The sequence below is a fragment of the Microbacterium terregens genome (assembly GCF_039534975.1).
Lineage (GTDB): Bacteria > Actinomycetota > Actinomycetes > Actinomycetales > Microbacteriaceae > Microbacterium > Microbacterium terregens.
Genome location: NZ_BAAAWH010000001.1, coordinates 3,075,752 through 3,093,415, shown reverse-complemented (window position 1 = coordinate 3,093,415; position 17,664 = coordinate 3,075,752). Strand labels below are relative to the sequence as shown.

21 protein-coding genes and 1 tRNA gene are annotated in these 17,664 nt (G+C 68.8%); 14 read left to right on the top strand and 8 right to left on the bottom strand.

The genetic code is table 11. The features are described from left to right. Positions 1-223: 223 nt before the first annotated feature. The 9 genes from ABD655_RS14420 to ABD655_RS14380 all read left to right on the top strand — a co-directional run bounded on the left by ABD655_RS14420 (position 224) and on the right by ABD655_RS14380 (position 6,895). Positions 224-296: transfer RNA gene (locus tag ABD655_RS14420), tRNA-Trp, on the top strand. Positions 297-341: 45 nt separating this feature from the next. Beyond that, positions 342-605 carry a preprotein translocase subunit SecE gene (gene secE / locus ABD655_RS14415; RefSeq protein WP_344715874.1) on the top strand — a complete coding sequence of 88 codons (264 nt, stop codon included), beginning with the start codon at positions 342-344 and terminating at the stop codon, positions 603-605. 65 nt (positions 606-670) lie between these two features. After that, complete coding sequence (nusG, locus tag ABD655_RS14410; protein ID WP_344714990.1) at positions 671-1,870, top strand: transcription termination/antitermination protein NusG; 1,200 nt, start codon at positions 671-673, stop codon at positions 1,868-1,870. Between the two features lie 177 nt (positions 1,871-2,047). Continuing rightward, the gene (gene rplK / locus ABD655_RS14405; RefSeq protein WP_344714989.1) at positions 2,048-2,479 is read left to right on the top strand and encodes a 50S ribosomal protein L11; all 432 of its coding nucleotides are present in this window, start codon (positions 2,048-2,050) and stop codon (positions 2,477-2,479) included. Between the two features lie 14 nt (positions 2,480-2,493). After that, the gene (rplA, locus tag ABD655_RS14400; RefSeq protein WP_344714988.1) at positions 2,494-3,183 is read left to right on the top strand and encodes a 50S ribosomal protein L1; all 690 of its coding nucleotides are present in this window, start codon (positions 2,494-2,496) and stop codon (positions 3,181-3,183) included. A gap of 224 nt (positions 3,184-3,407) precedes the next feature. Continuing rightward, positions 3,408-4,454, top strand: coding sequence for an NAD(P)H-dependent flavin oxidoreductase (locus ABD655_RS14395; protein ID WP_344714987.1), 1,047 nt, complete (start codon positions 3,408-3,410; stop codon positions 4,452-4,454). Positions 4,455-4,565: 111 nt separating this feature from the next. Beyond that, entirely contained in the window at positions 4,566-5,369 is an 804-nt protein-coding gene (locus ABD655_RS14390; RefSeq protein WP_344714986.1) for an amino acid ABC transporter substrate-binding protein, read from the top strand. Between the two features lie 55 nt (positions 5,370-5,424). Beyond that, the gene (locus ABD655_RS14385) at positions 5,425-6,090 is read left to right on the top strand and encodes an amino acid ABC transporter permease (protein WP_344714985.1); all 666 of its coding nucleotides are present in this window, start codon (positions 5,425-5,427) and stop codon (positions 6,088-6,090) included. Beyond that, on the top strand, positions 6,077-6,895 hold the full coding sequence (locus ABD655_RS14380; RefSeq protein WP_344714984.1) for an amino acid ABC transporter ATP-binding protein: 819 nt from the start codon (positions 6,077-6,079) through the stop codon (positions 6,893-6,895). The genes ABD655_RS14385 and ABD655_RS14380 overlap by 14 nt, the downstream gene beginning before the upstream one ends. Positions 6,896-6,916: 21 nt before the next feature. Here the strand turns inward: ABD655_RS14380 and ABD655_RS14375 are convergent, their stop codons facing one another. Further along, positions 6,917-7,615: a winged helix-turn-helix transcriptional regulator gene (locus ABD655_RS14375; RefSeq protein WP_344714982.1), complete on the bottom strand. Its 699-nt coding sequence runs from the start codon at positions 7,613-7,615 to the stop codon at positions 6,917-6,919. A 108-nt stretch (positions 7,616-7,723) separates the two neighbouring features. Here ABD655_RS14375 and ABD655_RS14370 point away from each other — a divergent pair, with 108 nt between their 5' ends. Further along, on the top strand, positions 7,724-8,878 hold the full coding sequence (locus tag ABD655_RS14370) for an acyl-CoA dehydrogenase family protein (protein ID WP_344714980.1): 1,155 nt from the start codon (positions 7,724-7,726) through the stop codon (positions 8,876-8,878). Positions 8,879-8,905: 27 nt separating this feature from the next. On the opposite strand, the gene ABD655_RS14365 is transcribed toward ABD655_RS14370, so the two are convergent. Then, a complete protein-coding gene (locus ABD655_RS14365; protein WP_344714979.1) occupies positions 8,906-9,175 on the bottom strand; it encodes an acylphosphatase in 270 nt (89 codons plus the stop codon). A gap of 60 nt (positions 9,176-9,235) precedes the next feature. On the opposite strand from ABD655_RS14365, the gene ABD655_RS14360 reads away from it, so the two are divergent. Continuing rightward, positions 9,236-9,589, top strand: a complete 354-nt coding sequence (locus ABD655_RS14360) for an iron chaperone (protein ID WP_344714977.1) — start codon at positions 9,236-9,238, stop codon at positions 9,587-9,589. Between the two features lie 18 nt (positions 9,590-9,607). On the opposite strand, the gene ABD655_RS14355 is transcribed toward ABD655_RS14360, so the two are convergent. Continuing rightward, the gene (locus tag ABD655_RS14355) at positions 9,608-10,306 is read right to left on the bottom strand and encodes a LysE/ArgO family amino acid transporter (protein ID WP_344714975.1); all 699 of its coding nucleotides are present in this window, start codon (positions 10,304-10,306) and stop codon (positions 9,608-9,610) included. 73 nt (positions 10,307-10,379) lie between these two features. On the opposite strand from ABD655_RS14355, the gene ABD655_RS14350 reads away from it, so the two are divergent. Continuing rightward, positions 10,380-11,288 (top strand): LysR family transcriptional regulator ArgP, encoded by a 909-nt coding sequence (locus tag ABD655_RS14350; protein ID WP_344714973.1) that lies wholly within the window; start codon positions 10,380-10,382, stop codon positions 11,286-11,288. 4 nt (positions 11,289-11,292) lie between these two features. Here ABD655_RS14350 and ABD655_RS14345 read toward each other — a convergent pair whose 3' ends face one another. The 4 genes from ABD655_RS14345 to ABD655_RS14330 all read right to left on the bottom strand — a co-directional run bounded on the left by ABD655_RS14345 (position 11,293) and on the right by ABD655_RS14330 (position 15,435). After that, the gene (locus tag ABD655_RS14345; RefSeq protein WP_344714971.1) at positions 11,293-12,324 is read right to left on the bottom strand and encodes an NADP-dependent oxidoreductase; all 1,032 of its coding nucleotides are present in this window, start codon (positions 12,322-12,324) and stop codon (positions 11,293-11,295) included. Between the two features lie 136 nt (positions 12,325-12,460). Next, complete coding sequence (locus tag ABD655_RS14340) at positions 12,461-12,931, bottom strand: MarR family winged helix-turn-helix transcriptional regulator (RefSeq protein ID WP_344714969.1); 471 nt, start codon at positions 12,929-12,931, stop codon at positions 12,461-12,463. An 11-nt stretch (positions 12,932-12,942) separates the two neighbouring features. Continuing rightward, positions 12,943-14,613, bottom strand: a complete 1,671-nt coding sequence (locus tag ABD655_RS14335) for an MDR family MFS transporter (protein ID WP_344714966.1) — start codon at positions 14,611-14,613, stop codon at positions 12,943-12,945. A 150-nt stretch (positions 14,614-14,763) separates the two neighbouring features. Continuing rightward, complete coding sequence (locus tag ABD655_RS14330; protein ID WP_344714964.1) at positions 14,764-15,435, bottom strand: YqaJ viral recombinase family protein; 672 nt, start codon at positions 15,433-15,435, stop codon at positions 14,764-14,766. A 119-nt stretch (positions 15,436-15,554) separates the two neighbouring features. Here ABD655_RS14330 and ABD655_RS14325 point away from each other — a divergent pair, with 119 nt between their 5' ends. Next, positions 15,555-15,857, top strand: coding sequence for a 4a-hydroxytetrahydrobiopterin dehydratase (locus ABD655_RS14325; RefSeq protein ID WP_344714962.1), 303 nt, complete (start codon positions 15,555-15,557; stop codon positions 15,855-15,857). A gap of 221 nt (positions 15,858-16,078) precedes the next feature. Further along, positions 16,079-17,062, top strand: coding sequence for a hypothetical protein (locus tag ABD655_RS14320; protein ID WP_344714960.1), 984 nt, complete (start codon positions 16,079-16,081; stop codon positions 17,060-17,062). Positions 17,063-17,202: 140 nt separating this feature from the next. Here ABD655_RS14320 and ABD655_RS14315 read toward each other — a convergent pair whose 3' ends face one another. Continuing rightward, the gene (locus ABD655_RS14315; protein ID WP_344714957.1) at positions 17,203-17,604 is read right to left on the bottom strand and encodes a GlcG/HbpS family heme-binding protein; all 402 of its coding nucleotides are present in this window, start codon (positions 17,602-17,604) and stop codon (positions 17,203-17,205) included. Positions 17,605-17,664: the final 60 nt, after the last annotated feature.

Sequence of the window (17,664 nt, the reverse complement as noted above, 5' to 3'; positions counted from 1 at the left end):
CCGGGTGCACGGGTTGTCCACGTGGACAACCCGTGCGGTGGGCGCGAAGCCGTGCACTCGGCGCGACGCCGGGCCCCGTGCGCGTTCGACCGCATCCAGCCCATGCCGTACACTGGAATGAGCAGTTGAAGTCTGCATTCTTTCGCCATGCCCGCTGCGGGTCAGCTCCCTCTCATACAGGTCGCGGTGCGAGTGTGCAGGCAACCTGAGGCCGCAGGTCTCTAGGGCGGTAGCTCAATTGGCAGAGCAGCGGTCTCCAAAACCGCAGGTTGCAGGTTCGATTCCTGTCCGCCCTGCGCGTCAGCCGAAGCTGACACATGGAAGGTAATCAGGTGGGTTCGATGGTCCAAGACGAGCCGAAGGGCGAGGTCGTCGCCGCGAGCGGCGCACCCCGTACGAAGAAGCCGAACATCTTCGCTCGCATCGCGCTGTTCATCCGTCAGGTGTTCGCGGAACTTCGCAAGGTCGTCACGCCGACGCGCCAAGAACTGATCAAGTACACGGGCGTCGTGCTCGGGTTCGTCGTCGTCATGATGGCGCTGGTCTACGGCCTGGACCTGCTGTTCGTATGGGTGACGACCGTCGTCTTCGGCGTTCCCGCCTGACCACTTGAGTTGCACCGCGGGGCGGATCGATGAATCCGGCGCCCACGAAACGGAAGAGAACGCAATTGTCTGAAAGATATGTAGACGACGCCGACTGGGCGACCGCCGCAGAGCAGTCGTCCGAGGACGACGAAGCCCAGGAGGGCAACATCCTCGCCGAGGAGGACCGTGCGAACACGCCGGCCGAGCACCTAGCTGTGCACATCGTGGACGACGAGGCAGAAGACCTCTCGGATCTGGACGACATCGACATCGACGACCCGGAGGCGGACGCAATCGTGAACGACGCTCTGAACATCGACAAGGCCGACGAGGCCGAGGCCGCGGCTGAGGTCCTCACCGACTCGCTCGCGGACGAGGTCGCCGAGTACGCGGCCGACCACGCCGATGACGTGACCCCCTACGACGGTCCCGACATCAACGGCGACGAGGACAGACCTGTGCTCGACGCGGAGTTCGTGGCGGAGGTGGATGCCGCAGCCGAGGTCGTCGACGACGTCGAAGCATCCGTCAGCCCGGCCGATGCCGCAACGATCGAGGGCGACCTCGATGTGGCAGACGCCGAGGGCGCCGACGATCCGACCGAGGCCGACGCCGATTCGACCGAGGCCGAGGCCGAGGACGCCGACGACGAGGACGCCGAGGAAGACCCCTACGAAGCGTTCCGCACCGAACTGCGCAGCCTGCCGGGCAAGTGGTACGTCATCCACTCGTACGCCGGTTTCGAGCGCAAGGTCAAGGCGAACATCGAGCAGCGCAAGTCCACACTCGAGGTCGAGGACGACATCTATCAGGTCGAGGTCCCGATGGAGGACGTCGTCGAGATCAAGAACGGGCAGCGCAAGATGGTCACGCGCGTCCGGATCCCCGGCTACGTGCTCGTCCGCATGGAGCTCAACGAAGACACCTGGTCGGTCGTACGGCACACGCCAGGCGTCACCGGCTTCGTCGGCAACGCGCACAACCCGACCCCGCTGCGCTTCGAAGAGTCCTTCACGATGCTCAAGAGCCTCGTGGAGATCAAGGAGGTGGCACCCGCCAAGGGCACCGCCGCCAAGGGTGGGCACGCCGTCGCGCGCAGCATCCCCGCCGAGGTCGACTTCGAGGTCGGCGAGACCATCACGATCAAGGAAGGCTCGTTCGCGGGCCTGCCCGGAACGATCAGCGAGATCAAGCCCGAGAGCGGCAAGCTCACTGTCCTCGTCTCGCTCTTCGAGCGTGAGACCCCGGTCGAGCTGTCGTTCGACCAGGTCACGAAGCTTTGACGCGATCGGGTCAAGGTTGAGCAACGCGCGAAGCGCGCGTATCGAAACCCCATAGAGACTTCCCCGGTTCGCCGGGGGGAACCGCTGCTCGGAAATGCCGGGCGTGCGGGAGAACGGATGGGATCTCTTCACCCGTTTGTGAAGAGAAGAGCATCCGCTCGATGAAAGGAAAAGGAAATGGCACCCAAGAAGAAGGTGACCGGCCTGATCAAACTCCAGATCAAGGCTGGCGCCGCCAACCCGGCGCCGCCGATCGGGCCCGCGCTCGGTCAGCACGGCGTCAACATCATGGAGTTCTGCAAGGCCTACAACGCCGCCACCGAGGCGCAGCGTGGCAACGTCATCCCCGTCGAGATCACCGTCTACGAGGACCGCAGCTTCACGTTCATCCTCAAGACGCCGCCCGCGGCTGAGCTGATCAAGAAGGCCGCAGGGGTCACCAAGGGCTCACCGACGCCGCACACGACCAAGGTGGCAAAGCTCACCAAGGCTCAGGTGCGCGAGATCGCCGAGGTCAAGCAGCCCGACCTGAACGCGAATGACCTCGAGGCCGCCTCGAAGATCATCGCCGGCACCGCCCGTTCCATGGGCATCACGGTTGAGGACTGAGGGAGACAACGATCATGGCTACCAAGTCCAAGGCCTACCAGGCCGCCGCCGCGAAGATCGCGGCTGACAAGTTCTACACGCCCACCGAGGCCGTCGCCCTGGCGAAGGAGACCGGTTCGGCGAAGTTCGACTCGACCGTCGAGGTCGCGCTGAAGCTCGCCGTCGACCCGCGCAAGGCGGACCAGATGGTGCGCGGCACCGTCATCCTGCCCCACGGAACCGGCAAGACCGCTCGAGTGATCGTCTTCGCGACCGGTCCGGCCGCTGAGGCCGCGATCGCCGCGGGCGCCGATGAGGTCGGCGGCGCCGAGCTCATCCAGCGCGTCGCCGACGGCTGGACCAACTTCGACGCCGCCGTGGCGACCCCGGAGCTCATGGGCCAGGTCGGTCGTCTCGGAAAGGTGCTGGGCCCCCGCGGCCTCATGCCGAACCCGAAGACCGGCACCGTGACCCCCAACCCGGCCAAGGCCGTCGAGGAGATCAAGGGCGGAAAGATCGAGTTCCGCGTCGACAAGCACGCCAACGTGCACTTCGTCGTGGGCAAGGCGTCGTTCTCGGCCGACCAGCTCGACGAGAACATCCAGGCTGCGCTGGAGGAGATCATCCGCCTCAAGCCGTCCAGCTCGAAGGGCCGCTACATCCAGAAGGGTGCTGTGTCGACCACGTTCGGCCCCGGCATCCCGCTGGATGTCAACTCGCTGTAAACACCCGGCGATCGCCGAGCGGCCCCGCCGCTTCGTCGAGATCCGTGAGGGGCTCCGCCACCAGGCGGGGCCCCTTCGTGGTTCCCGGGAACCGGCCGCCTTGCGCTGCCGCGCCCGCGCCGGCCCACGCGGTTCCTTCTCGCCGTCCTCGTCCCCGTCACATCCGTGCCCCGGACGCGGGTGAGGCGTAGCGTCGAAGGACCCGCACCGCGAAAGGGAGCGCCATGCCCGCGAGACTCCGAGACCTGCTGGGGATCGATGAGCCCATCGTCCTGGGGCCGTTCGGCGGCGCCTCCTCGGTAGAGCTGACCGCTCTGGTGAGCGAGCGCGGCGGGCTCGGTTCGTTCGGGCTGTACGGGTACTCGCCCGAGCGCATCCACGAGGTCATCGGGAGCCTGCGCTCCGCCACGGATCGCCCGTTCGCCGTCAACCTCTGGCTGCCGACCGGCGACGAGGTGACGCCCGGGGATCTGGACCTGCAGCCATACCTCGATGCCGTCGCGCCCCTGTACGCTGAGGTCGGAGTGCGACCCCCGACACCGCCCGCCGTGTTCCTGCCTTCTTTCGACGAGCAGTTCGACGCTGTTCTGGATGCTGCACCGGCCGTCGTGAGCTTCGTCTACGGCGTGCCCGCGCCGGACGTCATCGACCGCGCGCATCGGCGGGGACTGCGCGTGCTCGCCACCGCGACCACCGTCGCAGAGGCCAGGGCGCTGCACGAAGCCGGCGTGGACGCGATCGTCGCCAGCGGGATGGAGGCCGCGGGCCACCGGGTGTCGTTCCTGCGCCCCGCCGAGCAGTCGCTCGTCGGCCTCTTCTCGCTCCTTCCGCAGGTGGTGGATGCTGTCAGCGTGCCGGTCATCGCGGCGGGCGGCATCGCCGATCGGCGCGGGGTTTCGGCCGCATTCGCGCTCGGCGCCTCCGGCGTGCAGGTCGGCACGGCGTTCCTGCGCGCCCGCCAGTCGGCGGTGCCCGAGTCGCACCGCACCGCCATCTGCGACGCGGACGACACCTCCACGGTGCTGACCCGTGCGATGAGCGGTCGCCTCGCCCGCGGCATCCCGAATCGCGCGATGCGCGAGATCGAGACCAGCGGCCCGGTCGCCCCGTTCCCGGCGCAGAACTGGCTGACGGGTGCGTTCCGGGTCGAGGCGGCGAAGCAGGGCCGTGGGGATCTGCTGTCGCTGTGGGCCGGTCAGTCCGCTGCGCTGGCCACACGCGAGGACGCCGGCGAGGTGTTCGCCGAACTCCTGGCCGGCGTTCCGCGCTGACGGCCGCGTGAAACGCAGCGTAACGGTATTCGGAGCCTGCCCCGACGCGTGATGTACTGATTCGTCTTGCCCGCCGACACCCGGGCCGAATCACAGGAGCACCACAGCCGCATGTCACGTCGTACCGCCTTCGCAGCCATCGTCCTCGCCGCTTCCGCCGCTCTCACGCTGTCCGCGTGCAGCAGTGGCTCCGGTCCGGAGTCATCCGCGCCCGCCGACGAGTTCGGCCTGGTCAACGCCGGCACCCTCACCGTCGCGACCGAGGGCACCTACCGGCCCTTCAGCTTCCATGACGCGTCCGGTGACCTCGTCGGCTTCGACGTGGAGATCGCCGAGGCCGTCGCCGAAAAGCTCGGACTCGAGATCTCGTTCCAGGAGACGCAGTGGGACGCGATCTTCGCCGGGCTGGAGGCGGGCCGCTTCGACGTCATCGGCAACCAGGTCTCGATCAACCCTGAGCGCGAGGAGAAGTACCTCTTCAGCGAGCCGTACAGCGTCTCGCCGGGGGTCATCGTGGTCCCCGAGGACGACAACTCCATCTCGAGCTTCGCCGACCTCGCCGGCAAGACGACGGCCCAGTCGCTCACCAGCAACTGGTACGAACTCGCTCAGGAGAGCGGCGCGACCGTCGAGGCGGTCGAGGGCTGGGCTCAGGCCGTCGCGCTTCTGAAGCAGGGCCGGGTGGATGCCACCATCAACGACAAGCTCACCTATCTCGACTACGAGACCACCGATGGCCCGACCGGTCTGAAGATCGCCGCCGAGACCGACGACCCGGCCAGCAGCGCGTTCGCCTTCACGAAGGACAAGCAGGCGCTCGTCGACGCGATCGACAAGGCGCTGGACGAACTCCGCGAAGAGGGCGTGCTCGCCGAGATCAGCGAGAAGTACTTCGGCGCCGACGTCACATCGTAATTCTGGTGAACCGGCCCCGCGCGTCGGCGGTGGCCGGGGTCGGTGAGGAGGGGCGATGGACGAGACCTGGTCCCTGATCGTCGACTCGTTCTGGCCGCTGCTGTGGGCCGGACTGCGCGGCACCATCCCGCTGGCGCTGGCGTCGTTCGCGATCGGGCTCGTGCTCGCGCTCGGGGTCGCGCTGATGCGCATCTCGGCGAATCGTGTCCTGTCCGCGATCGCGCGGTTCTACATCTCCGTCATCCGAGGCACCCCGCTGCTGGTGCAGCTCTTCGTGATCTTCTACGGGCTGCCCTCCCTCGGCATCGTCGTCGACCCCTGGCCGGCGGCGATCCTCGCCTTCTCGCTCAACGTCGGCGGGTACGCTGCCGAGATCATCCGCGCAGCGATCCTGTCCGTGCCGAAGGGGCAGTGGGAGGCCGGCTACACCGTCGGGCTCTCGCACAGCACGCAGCTCCGGCGGATCATCCTCCCGCAGGCGGCGCGAGTGTCGGTGCCGCCGCTGTCCAACACCTTCATCTCGCTCGTGAAGGACACCTCGCTCGCATCGCTGATCCTGGTCACCGAGCTGTTCCGTCAGGCCCAGACCATCGCCGCCTTCACATACGAGTTCATGATCATCTACCTCGAGGCAGCGCTCATCTACTGGCTCTTCTGTCTTGTGCTCTCCACCGGACAGAGCGCCCTGGAGAAAAGACTGGACCGCTATGTCGCCCATTGACGTGCCCGGCTCCGATCCGCTGGCTCCGCCCGCGGCGGGACTCGACGGTCCCCTGCTGCGGGTGCGCGGACTGACGAAGAGCTTCGGTGCCAACCAGGTGTTGAAGGGTGTGGACTTCGAGGTGCGGCGCGGCGAGGTGGTCTGCCTCATCGGTCCCAGCGGCTCCGGCAAGACGACGGTGCTGCGCACGCTGAACGGACTGGAGACACCCGACGGTGGGGTGATCGAATTCGCGGATGCCGGGGAGACGGACTTCTCGAAACCGCCGACCAAGGCCCAGCGGATCGCGCTGCGCGATCGGTCGGCCATGGTGTTCCAGCACCACAACCTGTTTCCTCATTTGACGGTGATCGAGAACGTCGTCGAGGGACCGGTCCACGCCCACCGCGTGCCGAAGGCGCTCGCGGTGGAAAGGGCCGAACGGCTTCTGGACCGCGTCGGACTCGCTGACAAGCGGGACGCGTACCCGTTCCAGCTGTCGGGCGGACAGCAGCAGCGCGTCGGTATCGTGCGCGCACTGGCGCTGCAACCGGATCTGCTGCTCTTCGATGAGCCGACGAGCGCACTGGACCCCGAGCTGGTCGGAGAGGTCCTCGTGGTCCTCAAGGAGCTCGCCGACGAGGGATGGACGATGGTCATCGTCACGCATGAACTCGCCTTCGCCCGAGAGGTCGCGGACGAGGTCCTCTTCTTCGATGACGGCGTCATCCTCGAGCGCGGAGCACCCAAGGCACTGCTCGCGAACCCCACTCACGAGCGGACGCGGCGCTTCCTCGATCGGATCCTGCGCCCGTTCGAGGGCTGATCCGACGCTCTGCTGCCGCGTCTACGCCGTCACCGCCCGGTGCGCGCGTGCGTGGGTCACCTCCACCCAGGGGCTCCACACGAACCACGTGGGCAGCGCAGCGACGAGGCGGGGCGAGCCGCTCACCGAGATCGCACCGGACCCGACCGCGTCCTGCCAGCGACGGTATCCCTGGAAGACGTCCGCAAGATCCCCGGTGGCCATGGTCACCACCAGATCGACGTCGAAGCCGGGATGCTGTGTGCAGACCGACACTGCGTCATGCTCCAGCACGAACCAGATCGTCTGCGGATCCGGTGCCGTGTGGCGCCACTCGATCACGGTGCGGTGAGGCGGGAACCGCTCGGGATCGATGCGGCGATGCATCCACCACATGAGCGTCGTCGGCTCCACGGTGCGAGGCTCCAAACCGTCGAACAGCCACTCGATCGACCAGCGAGCGAGGCTGTCCAGAACCCGTTCGAGGTCCCGTCCCGCCGGGGTGAGGTAGTACTCGCTTCCTCGTCCGGTCGGCGAGGGCCAGGTCTCCACCACACCGTTCCGCTCCAGGTGTCGCAGACGCTGCACGAGCAACGAACGCGAGATTCCGGGCAGCGCGCGCGCGATGTCGTTGAATCTCGTGTTGCCCAGCACGAGTTCCCGCACGATCAGAGGAGTCCACCGGTCGGCCATGACCTCGCTGGCCATCGCGACGGGACAATACCGCCCGTAATCTGCCATGGATCCATGGTCCCGCCGCACGTCGGCCTGCGGTAGTCCCGAATCTGGACCGGCCGGGTCGCGATCGTGCACTGGAGCGCTCGGTGGCTGCCGGCGGATGCTGTCCTCATGAGCACCATTGAAACCATCCATGACAGCACAGCAGCCCACGGTTCCGCGTCTCTGAGGGAACGCGCGAACGGCATCGGGCAGACCCTGGCCGCCCACGCGGCTCGTCACGACCGGGACGGCACGTTCGTGACCGAGGCGTACGAGGCGCTCCGCGACGCGGGCCTGCTCAGGGCAGGTGTCCCACGGGAACTCGGCGGCGACGGCGCGACGATCCGCGAACTCGCGGACCTCCAGCGCACGCTCGGGCACTACTGCGGAGCGACCGCGCTCGCCAGCGCCATGCACCAGCACGTGACGTGCTTCACGGCCTGGCGGTACCGGCGCGGCCTTCCCGGCGCGGAAGCGACGCTCCGCCGCATCGCCGACGAGCAGATCGTGCTCGTCTCCACCGGAGGGGGCGACTTCACGCACCCTGCGGGCCGGGCCATCGCCGTGGACGGCGGCTATCGCGTCAGCGGACGCAAGCGCTTCGTGAGCCAGGGCGCGGTCGGCACGGTGATGTCGACGATGTTCCCGTTCGATGACCCGGAGCGCGGCATGCGCGTGCTGAACATGGCGATCCCGTTCGCCTCTGAGGGCGTCGTCGTGGCCGACAACTGGGACGTGCTCGGCATGCGCGGCACCGCGAGTGACGACGTCGTGCTGACGGATGTGTTCGTACCCGAGGAGCGCGTGCTCGCCGATCGCCCGTACGGCGTGATCGACCCCCCTCTTCAGGTGATCGCGAGCATCGGGTTCTCGATCATCTCCGGGGCCTACCTCGGGGTCGCCGAGGCGGCCTACGCGGAGGCGGTCACCGTCGGCGCCCGGCACCCCGACGACCCTACCGTCCAGCGAGCGCTGGGTCTGATGAGCCAGCGACTGCAGGTGGCCTCGTGGGCGCTGGAGGGCGCTCTGACGCAGCTCGGTGACGATCCGACACCCTCGTACGACGGGTTCCTCGCGGTCATGGCGGCCAAGGCCGAGATCGCGCGCGCCGGGGTCGAGGTGTGCGATCTGGCCATGCAGGTGGTCGGTGGCGCCGGGTACTTCAAGGGTTCGATCGTCGAGCGCTCCTATCGCGACATCCGCGCGGCGGCCTTCCACCCGCTCACCCCGGAGGCGACGCTGGTGGCGATGGGACGGCACGCACTGGGTCTGCCGCAGGGATGACCGGGCGGTCCCTCCGCGGGGACGGTCTCAGTCGAGCACCCGGAATCCGCGCTCGCCGGTGGGAGCGGCATCCGTCACCCGGGCGCTGTCCACTCGCGCACCCGGAGGGCCCGCCGCCATCCAGGCGAGCACCTCGTCGATCTGCGCGGGCGGGGCTTCGATCTCCGCTTCGACCGTGCCGTCCCGGCGGTTGCGCACCCACCCGGCGACGCCGACCTCGACGGCGATCATCCGCATCGTGTAGCGATAGCCCACGCCCTGTACGTCGCCGCTGACCGTCACGTGCACTCGCTTCATGCTCCCATCGTGGCGCGCACGGGGGTGTGCTGGCGAGGGGCGCGGTGAAAGGATGCCGTCATGGGAACCGTGGACGACTATCTGAGCGGACTCGCCCCGGCCGACCGCGAGGCGATCGAGCGCATCTACACGCTCGCCCGCGAAGAGGTGCCGGAGGCCGAGCAGGGCAAGGGGTACGGGATGCCGGCGCTGGTGTACCGCGGCAAACCGCTCATCTCGGTCATGCGGGCGCGCCGACACATCGGCGTGTACCCGTTCAGTCCGGATGCCGTGACCGCGGTCGCCGCGGACGTGGATGAAGTGGAGGGTTCGGGACTGGACAAGGGCACCGTCCGCTTCCAGCCCGACCATCCGCTGCCCGACGAGGTCGTGCTCGCCCTCGTGCGTCGGCGTCGGGACCAGATCGACGGCTGACCTGATCGCCGGCCCCGGTCAGCGGGGGAGGATCAGACTCACACCGATGCCGACCATGACCACGGCGATCACCGCGTCCAGGATCCGCCACGCCCGCGGTGTGCCGAGCCACCGGCTGAGGTAGCGGGCGCCGAACGCCAGCGCGAAGAACCAGACAACGCTCGCCGTCATCGCTCCGGCCGCGAACAGCCAGCGCGCGTCCCCGTGCGTGCTGGCGATCGAGCCCAGCAGGAACACGGTGTCCAGATACACGTGCGGGTTCAGCCAGGTGAGCGCCAGGCACGTGAGGGCTACCGGCAGGGCGCGCGGCGCCGTGCGGGCGACGATCACCGACGCGTGCGGCGTCTGCGACGCAGCGATCGCGCTCCCCTGGGTGCGGGCGGACCGATCGGCGGCATCCTCGCCCGTAACGGTCGGAGCGAGACCCCGGCCCGAAGGGCGCCACGCGCGACGCGCCGCGAGCAGACCGTAGGCGATCAGGAAGGCCGCGCCCGCCCACCGCACGACATCGATCAGCCACGGCACCGCGGTCAGGACCAGACCCACGCCCGAGACTCCCAGCGCGATGAGGACGGCATCCGAGATCGCGCAGATCGCGGCGACCAGGACGACGTGCTCCCGACGCAGTCCCTGGCGCAGCACGAACAGGTTCTGCGCGCCGATCGCGATGATCAGCGAGAACCCCAGGCCGAGCCCGGCGAGCGCCGAAGAGAACATGCTCCTGACGCTACGGGCCGCACGCGGGCTAAGTCCAGCTGATGATTGTACAGATGCGTTAGCATCGCTAATCATGCGGATTCCGATCGAGCTGGCAGAAACCGTGGCCGCCGTCGCCGACGAAGGCACGCTGGATGCCGCGGCCCGCCGCCTGCGCCTCACCCCGTCCGCGGTCAGCCAGCGCATCAAGGCGCTCGAGGAGCAACTGGGCCGCGTCGTGCTCGTCCGCTCCAAGCCCGCCCGGCTGACCGAGGCGGGCACAGCCGTGGTGCGGATGGCGCGCCAGGTGGCGCTGCTGGAGCACGACACGCTCACCGAACTCGGCGCCGGGGGAAGCGCCGAGACGCACACGTCCGTTCCGCTCGCCGTCAACGCCGACTCCCTGGCAACCTGGTTCCTCGCGCCGCTCGCGCGGCTGGCCGAGCGGCATCCGATCGTCTTCGAACTGCATCGGGACGATCAGGACTTCACGGCCGGACTGCTGGAGTCCGGCACCGTGATGGGCGCGGTGACCTCGCGCGCGACGCCGGTCGCCGGGTGCCGCGTGAGCGCGCTCGGTGCGATGCGGTACGAGGCTGTCGCCACGCCGGCGTTCGCACGACGCTGGATGCCGGACGCCGCGTCGCCGGCCACCCTCGTCGGGGCGCCGGTGGTCGACTTCGACCGTCGCGATGACCTGCAGACGCTGTGGTTGAGGGCTTCCGGGATCGACGAGTCGCTGCCGGCGCGGCACTACGTTCCCGCATCGAACGACTTCGCGACCGCGGTGCGTCTGGGTCTCGGGTGGGCGCTGCTGCCCGACTTCCAATCCCGGGACGCGCTGGCCGCCGGCGAACTCGTCCGTCTGGGGGGCGCGCCCATCGACGTGCCCCTGTACTGGCAGCAATGGAATCTGCGTTCCCCACTGCTGGGTGCGATCGCGGACGAGGTCGTCGCCGAGGGGCGCCGGGTGCTGCGCCCGATCCGCGCGGACGCGCGATAGCGGCTCAGTCGTCGCTGACGCGCAAGACGATCTTTCCGCGGGTATGTCCCCGCTCGAGTTCGGCATGCGCGGCCGCCGCGTCGTTCAGGTCGAAGACCCGGTCGATGTAGACCTGCACGGCGCCGGAGTCCAGAAGGCGTCCGATCGTCGCCAGTGCGTTCCCATCGGGCGTGACTTTGAAGCTCGTGGCTCGGACTCCGGCTGCATGCGTGGCAGCCGCGTAGCCCGGCCACGAGCCCGTCGGGACGACGATGTACAGGCCGCCCGGTCGCAGCACGGTCAGTGACCGCTCGCCCGTGCTCGCTCGTGCGTTTCCGACCAGGTCGATGACGACGTCGACATCGGCGATGACGTCCTCGAAGCGCGTCGTCGTGTAGTCGATCACCACCGATGCGCCGAGCTCCCTGAGCCATGAGGCATTGCGCGCTGAGCCGGTCGCGGTGACGTGCGCGCCGAAGTACGCGGCGAACTGGACGGCGAAGTGGCCCACGCCGCCGCTGCCGGCGTGAATGAGGACCCGTTGCCCTTCGTGCGCGTGCGCCGTCTCGACGACCAGTCCCCATGCCGTGAGGGCCGCGAGCGGCACGCCCGCGGCCTCGACGTGCGAGAGCGCCACCGGCTTGCGGGCGACGGACTGCGACGGCACCACCGCGTACTCGGCGTAGCTGCCTGCGGACCGCGGAAAGGCGAGCATGCCGTATACCGGAGTGCCCGGCGTAAGCGGGTGGGACTCGTAGGGCGATTTCACGACGATGCCGCTGAAGTCGAAGCCCAGCGTCGCGGGGAAGTCACGGATGGCCGCGGACAGGCCCGCCCCGCCGCGGGTCTTCGCGTCGATCGGGTTGACCCCGGCGGCCACCACCCGTACGAGCAGCTCGTCCATCACCGGTGCGGGGACGCCGAGGGATGCCGCGCGCAGCAGGTCCGGAGACCCGGTGCCGTCGATGACCGCCGCGCGCATCCTCGTGGGCGGGTCGACCGCCGCCCCCGCCGTGGGCTGGGGGGCTGATGCGGGTTGCAACGGCCGGAATCTCATCGCGCGCTCCTTGGGAGTGCATGTCGGCGGCGGCAGCACTCGTTGCCTGGTGCCCACAGTCAACCCTGACAATGTCTCGTCCGTGTTACGCCGGTGCTACCGGTCGACTAAGCCGAGCCGGGGGTCCGGTGTGCGCTCAGGGGCTCTCGCCCGTCGTCAAGGAGTGCAGCAGTCGTGCGAGAGTGCGGATGTCCTGCACCGACCACTCCTGGAGAGTGTCGAGCAGAGCGTTGTCGTGCGGCTCGCGCGCCACGGCCAGGCGGCGGATGCCGTCGGGCGTGGGGGAGAGCAGACTCGACCGACCGTCATCGGGGTCGGGGGTGCGGGTGATGAGCCCGAGCTCTTCCAGCTCGCGCACGGTGCGGCTCACCTGGCCCTTGTCGGCCGTCAGCGACTCGGCCAGGCAGGACAGTGTGATGCTCTCGCGGCGCACGATCGTGGTGAACACCTTGTAGGCGCCGGGAAGCATGCCGGGGCTCACCCGCTCGGCGTTCTCGGCGATGAGGCGGCGGATGCGCGTGAGCAGTTCGCCGAACTCCGCCTCGAGGGCGCGCACCGCCTCGGTGCGCGCCTCTCGGGACTCGGACGCGGATTCGAACTCGGCCATGGCGATCGACATCAACGGCGACGGGTCGCGGCGCCGTCGCGCACGGCTTCTGCGGGCGCGGCATCCGAGGCGGTCGGGGTGGAGCCGGTCGCATCCAGCGCGGCCATCCCCTCGGCGGTCGAGACCGTCGCGAGGTCCGCCTCGCCGGCAGCGATGCGCTCGGCCGTCGTCATGCGGGTCAGCGGATGGTTGGGCAGGAAGATGATCGCGATCAGGCTGATCACCGCGAGCGGCACGGCGATCAGGAAGGACTGCGCGATGCTCTGCGCGTAGATGTCCTCGACGATCACCCGGACGGCGGCCGGCAGCAGGCTCACCTGGGGGAGCGTGCCGGACTGCAGCTGGTCTGCCACAGCAGCACCGTCGGCGCCGAGGTTCACGATGGCCGTGGTCAGCGCGTCCTTGCTGGAGGCGAAGAGGCTCGCCACCGAGGTCGCCAGCGCGGCACCCATGACCGAGACGCCGATGGTCCCCCCGAGGCTGCGGAAGAACGCCACTCCGGAGCTGGCGACGCCCATCTCTTCGGGCTTGGCCGTGTTCTGCACGATGAGGACGAGGTTCTGCATCGTCATGCCGACGCCCGCGCCGAGCAGGAACATGTACAGCGAGACGAGCACGAAGTTCGTGTCGTAGTGCAGGGTCGACAGCAGGACGGACCCGGCGATCAGCAGCACGCTGCCCGCGATCAGGTAGATCTTCCACTTACCGAAGCGGCTGATCAGCTGACCCACGATGATCGACGAGAGCAGCAGGCCGCCGATCATCGGCAGCGTGAGCAGGCCGGCTTCGGTCGGTGTGGCGCCGCGCGCCATCTGCATGTACTGGCTGAGGAAGACCGACGTGCCGAACATCGCGACGCCCGTCGCGATGGAAGCGATCACCGAGAGCGTGTACGTGCGGTTGCGGAACATCGACAGCGGCACCAGGGGCTCGCGCGAGCGGAACTCGACGATCACGAACAGGATCGCACCGACGAGCGCGCCACCCGCCATGAGGAGTGTCTCGACGCTCCACCAATCGAAGGCATCGCCCGCGTTGGTGATCCAGACGAGCAGCAGCGAGACCGACGCGGCCAGCAGCACGATGCCCACGTAGTCGATGCGCGCCTTCTGCTTGGGGCGCTTGGGGATGTGCAGCGTGAGCTGCAGGATCACCAGGGCGGCGATCGCGAAGGGGATCGCGACGTAGAAGTTCCAGCGCCAGCCGATGCCGTCGGTGATGAACCCGCCGAGCAGCGGTCCGCCGATCGTGCCGAGCGCCATCACGGCGCCGAACAGACCCATGTAGCGACCGCGCTCGCGGGGGCTGATGATGTCGGCCATGATGATCTGGCTCAGCGCGGCCAGGCCGCCGGCGCCGATGCCCTGCACGGCGCGGAAGGCGATGAGCGTGCCGGGATCCTGCGAGAAGCCTGCAGCCGCGGTCGCCAGGACGAAGATGACCAGGGCGATCTGGATGAGCAGCTTGCGATTGAACAGGTCGGCGAGTTTGCCCCAGATCGGGGTGGAGATCGCCGTGGTCAGCAGTGTGGCGGTGATGACCCAGGTGAAGGCGGCCTGATCGCCGCCGATGTCGTGGATGATGACCGGCAGCGAGGTGGAGACGACCGTCGCGGCGAGAATGGAGACGAACATTCCCAGCAGCAGGCCGGAGAGTGCTTCGAGCACCTTCCGTCGGGACATGCGCGGCGCGTCCGCGGTGAGCGCCGGATCAGTGGTGTTGACAGAGGCCAAAAGAGGGCCCTTTCGAAATGGAGACGTGCGCGGCGACGATGGCGCGATTGGTTGACTGGAGTCAACTATATCGCAGGTCGTTGACTCTCGTCAACCATTTCACTCAGCGAGGGCGAGGGCGCGGAAGGGCTCGCGCGGGGCGGCGTGCCGCGGCATCCGTCCGTCGTCTGTGCTCAGCGCGGCGGGGCGCAGGGTCGTTCGGCGGTGCAGTTCGTCGATGAGGGACGTAGCCAGCGCGACCAGCTTCGCGATCTCGACCTCGTCGCGCTCGACCCACTGGCACTGCGGCTCATCGGCGATGGGGACGAAGTCGTCGTGCTCCTCCCACGCCACCAGGGTGCGCTCGGCGCCGAGGACGTGCTGTTGCCACCAGATCTGCCGCAGATAGGAACGAGGGATGCTGCGCCAGGATTTGTTCGTCGTCTTGATCTCGCACAGGGTGACGCGGCCCTGAGCATCGACGACGACGCCGTCGGGGGTCGCGAGATGGCGTTTCTCCACAACCGCGTGGAACAGTGCGCTCGAGGGCAGGATGCCGTGGGTGGCGGCGACCCAGCGCGCGATCTCAGGCTCGCGAACGCGACCGTGCGCGGTGTAGGCGTTGCCCGAGAAGCCTGAGCCCATGAGTTTTGCATCCGCCGCTTTCGCGATGGCGTTCGCGGACGTGAGGGAGGCGACGTCCGTTGCCGTGATGCCCCGCGAGCGCGCCCGGATCCAGGCGACCCGGTCGCGGGAGTCCGCGACGATACGAGCGGCGAGTTCGGGGGTCACGTCTTCGAGGGTAACCCCGCGGGCGGACGCGGCCCGGCCGACATCCCGGCCGGAGTCGGCACCGAGGGCAACCGGTGCTCGCCCCTTGCGCGCCGGGCGGACAGTGGCATGGTCGGTGTATGGACATCATCACCGCAGACCAGTTCCGCGCGGAGCCCGGCGTCGATGACTGGCGACCGGGGGAGGCCGGCGCGGTCGCCGAGTTCCCGACCGGCACGTTCGCGACGGGTGCGGCGCTGTTCGCCGTCATCGCCGAGCTCGCCGAGGCCGCGAACCACCATCCCGACGTCACCGTCACCTATCCCACCGTGCGGGTCACGCTCATCACGCACGCCGCGGGTGGGCTCACCGCGAAAGACGTCGCGCTCGCCCGGCGGATCTCCGCCGCCGCACGCGACCTCGGTATCGCGGCTCCCCGCTGACCCTCGCTCCCGCACGTCCTCTTTCTCTCTTCTGCGCGAGTGCACGACTTCCCGGCGAGTGCACGGCTTCGCCGCGCAACAAGGTCGTGCACTCGGTGTGAAGTCGTACACTCGGCGCCGCGCGGGCGGCGCGCTTCTCCCCAGGAGACGGATGGCTGCGGGTTGTCCACGGAGCATGAAGTGGCGGCGAGTGCGGTGACGTGAGGTGCGGATGCTGGAGCATGCGCCGCGCCGCCACCGTCCCCGAGTTGAGCCCGCTCGTCCGTTCACGCACAGCGCTCCTCGCGCAGGGGTGGACGGAGCGCTCCATCGAGTCGGCAGTCGGCGACGGGCGGCTCCACGTGATCCGGCGCGGGGCTTTCATGGATCGCGACGATGCGTCCGGGTTGTGGCCGGAGGGCTCGCACCTGGCGCATGTGATCGCCGTTGCCCGCAGCGCGACCGGCGGCGGCGTGGTCTCGCACGAGTCCGCCGGCGTGGTGTGGGCGCTCCCGCTCTACCGGCACCGACCGCTCCGCGTGCACATGACGACCCCGGCGCCCGCGCGGATCTCGAGCGGCCGGGACGTGACGAGGCATGTCGCCCCACTGCCTGCTTCGGACATCGTCATCCGTCACGGCATCCGCTGCACCTCGCTGGAACGGACGGTGTTCGACATGATCCGCGCGCTCGGACCCGAGGCATCCGTGGCCGCAGCAGACGCCGCCGAGCGACAGTTCGCCCTACGGGGCCGGGTCTGGGACGAGGATGCGGTCGGCTATTGGCGCCGCTCGCTGCGCGAACGCGTCGACGCGGCATCCGGGGCTCGCGGAATTCGCCAGGCGCGGTGGGTCGCAGCCTTCGCAGACGGACGGGCGCAACTGCCCGGCGAGAGCATGAGCCGCATTCAGCTCGTGCGCCTCGGCTTCAGGATGCCGCAGCTCCAGGTTCCGGTCGCCGGGCCCGGGAGTCAGACCTACTTCGTCGATTTCGGACTCACCGAGGTACGGGCGTTCGGCGAGTTCGATGGCAAGGACAAGTACCTCGACGTGGCGATGCGACGCGGCATCCCGCTGGACCAGGTCCTCCTCGAGGAGAAGCGACGCGAGGACTGGATCCGCGGCACCACCCAGTGGCGGTTCGCGCGGTGGGAGGACGAGCACAGCGCGTCGCCGCAGGCGCTGGCCACGCGCCTCGCATCCTTCGGCATCCGTCCGCCGGCGTGAGGCCGGGGCGCCGAGTGCACGACGTGACGCCGAGTGCACGGCTTAACGCCGAGTGCACGGCCTTCCCGCGTGGGAAAGCCGTGCACTCGTTGCTATGCCGTGCGCTCGCGAACGTCGAGCATTCGCGCAGGGGTGCCGCGTCAGAAGGCCGCGACGCCCGCTTCGGCGACGGAGTGGTCCTGCACGCCCGACCCACCGCTGACGCCGACTGCGCCGACGACGACGCCGTCACGCACCAGCGGGATGCCGCCGGCGAAGATCGCGACCTTGCCGCCGTTGGTGGCGTGGATGCCGTAGAACTGCTGGTTCGGCTGCGAGTTGTCGCCGAGGTCCTTGGTGGAGATGTCGAACGCCTTCGAGGTCCAGGCCTTGTTGATCGAGATGTTGACGCTCCCGATCCACGCCCCGTCCTGGCGGACGTGCGCGACGAGGTTGCCGCCCGAGTCCACGACGGCGATGTTCATGGGCTGACCGAGCTCGTCGGCCTTCTTCTCTGCAGCGGCGATGACGCGGCGAGCGTCTTCGAGGTTGACCGTGGTCATGGATGTCTCCTTGGTTCTGCCCGGGATGCCGGGGCTTGCGTGGTCGGGTGTAGGTCGAGC

Bases quoted from the DNA above. Each gene is read 5' to 3' on its own strand.
- secE (WP_344715874.1), top strand. From the start codon at position 342: ATGGTCCAAGACGAGCCGAAGGGCGAGGTCGTCGCCGCGAGCGGCGCA.
- rplK (WP_344714989.1), top strand. From the start codon at position 2,048: ATGGCACCCAAGAAGAAGGTGACCGGCCTGATCAAACTCCAGATCAAG.
- rplA (WP_344714988.1), top strand. From the start codon at position 2,494: ATGGCTACCAAGTCCAAGGCCTACCAGGCCGCCGCCGCGAAGATCGCG.
- ABD655_RS14395 (WP_344714987.1), top strand. From the start codon at position 3,408: ATGCCCGCGAGACTCCGAGACCTGCTGGGGATCGATGAGCCCATCGTC.
- ABD655_RS14390 (WP_344714986.1), top strand. From the start codon at position 4,566: ATGTCACGTCGTACCGCCTTCGCAGCCATCGTCCTCGCCGCTTCCGCC.
- ABD655_RS14385 (WP_344714985.1), top strand. From the start codon at position 5,425: ATGGACGAGACCTGGTCCCTGATCGTCGACTCGTTCTGGCCGCTGCTG.
- ABD655_RS14380 (WP_344714984.1), top strand. From the start codon at position 6,077: ATGTCGCCCATTGACGTGCCCGGCTCCGATCCGCTGGCTCCGCCCGCG.
- ABD655_RS14375 (WP_344714982.1), bottom strand. From the start codon at position 7,615: ATGGCAGATTACGGGCGGTATTGTCCCGTCGCGATGGCCAGCGAGGTC.
- ABD655_RS14370 (WP_344714980.1), top strand. From the start codon at position 7,724: ATGAGCACCATTGAAACCATCCATGACAGCACAGCAGCCCACGGTTCC.
- ABD655_RS14365 (WP_344714979.1), bottom strand. From the start codon at position 9,175: ATGAAGCGAGTGCACGTGACGGTCAGCGGCGACGTACAGGGCGTGGGC.
- ABD655_RS14360 (WP_344714977.1), top strand. From the start codon at position 9,236: ATGGGAACCGTGGACGACTATCTGAGCGGACTCGCCCCGGCCGACCGC.
- ABD655_RS14355 (WP_344714975.1), bottom strand. From the start codon at position 10,306: ATGTTCTCTTCGGCGCTCGCCGGGCTCGGCCTGGGGTTCTCGCTGATC.
- ABD655_RS14350 (WP_344714973.1), top strand. From the start codon at position 10,380: ATGCGGATTCCGATCGAGCTGGCAGAAACCGTGGCCGCCGTCGCCGAC.
- ABD655_RS14345 (WP_344714971.1), bottom strand. From the start codon at position 12,324: ATGAGATTCCGGCCGTTGCAACCCGCATCAGCCCCCCAGCCCACGGCG.
- ABD655_RS14340 (WP_344714969.1), bottom strand. From the start codon at position 12,931: ATGGCCGAGTTCGAATCCGCGTCCGAGTCCCGAGAGGCGCGCACCGAG.
- ABD655_RS14335 (WP_344714966.1), bottom strand. From the start codon at position 14,613: ATGTCCCGACGGAAGGTGCTCGAAGCACTCTCCGGCCTGCTGCTGGGA.
- ABD655_RS14325 (WP_344714962.1), top strand. From the start codon at position 15,555: ATGGACATCATCACCGCAGACCAGTTCCGCGCGGAGCCCGGCGTCGAT.
- ABD655_RS14320 (WP_344714960.1), top strand. From the start codon at position 16,079: ATGCGCCGCGCCGCCACCGTCCCCGAGTTGAGCCCGCTCGTCCGTTCA.
- ABD655_RS14315 (WP_344714957.1), bottom strand. From the start codon at position 17,604: ATGACCACGGTCAACCTCGAAGACGCTCGCCGCGTCATCGCCGCTGCA.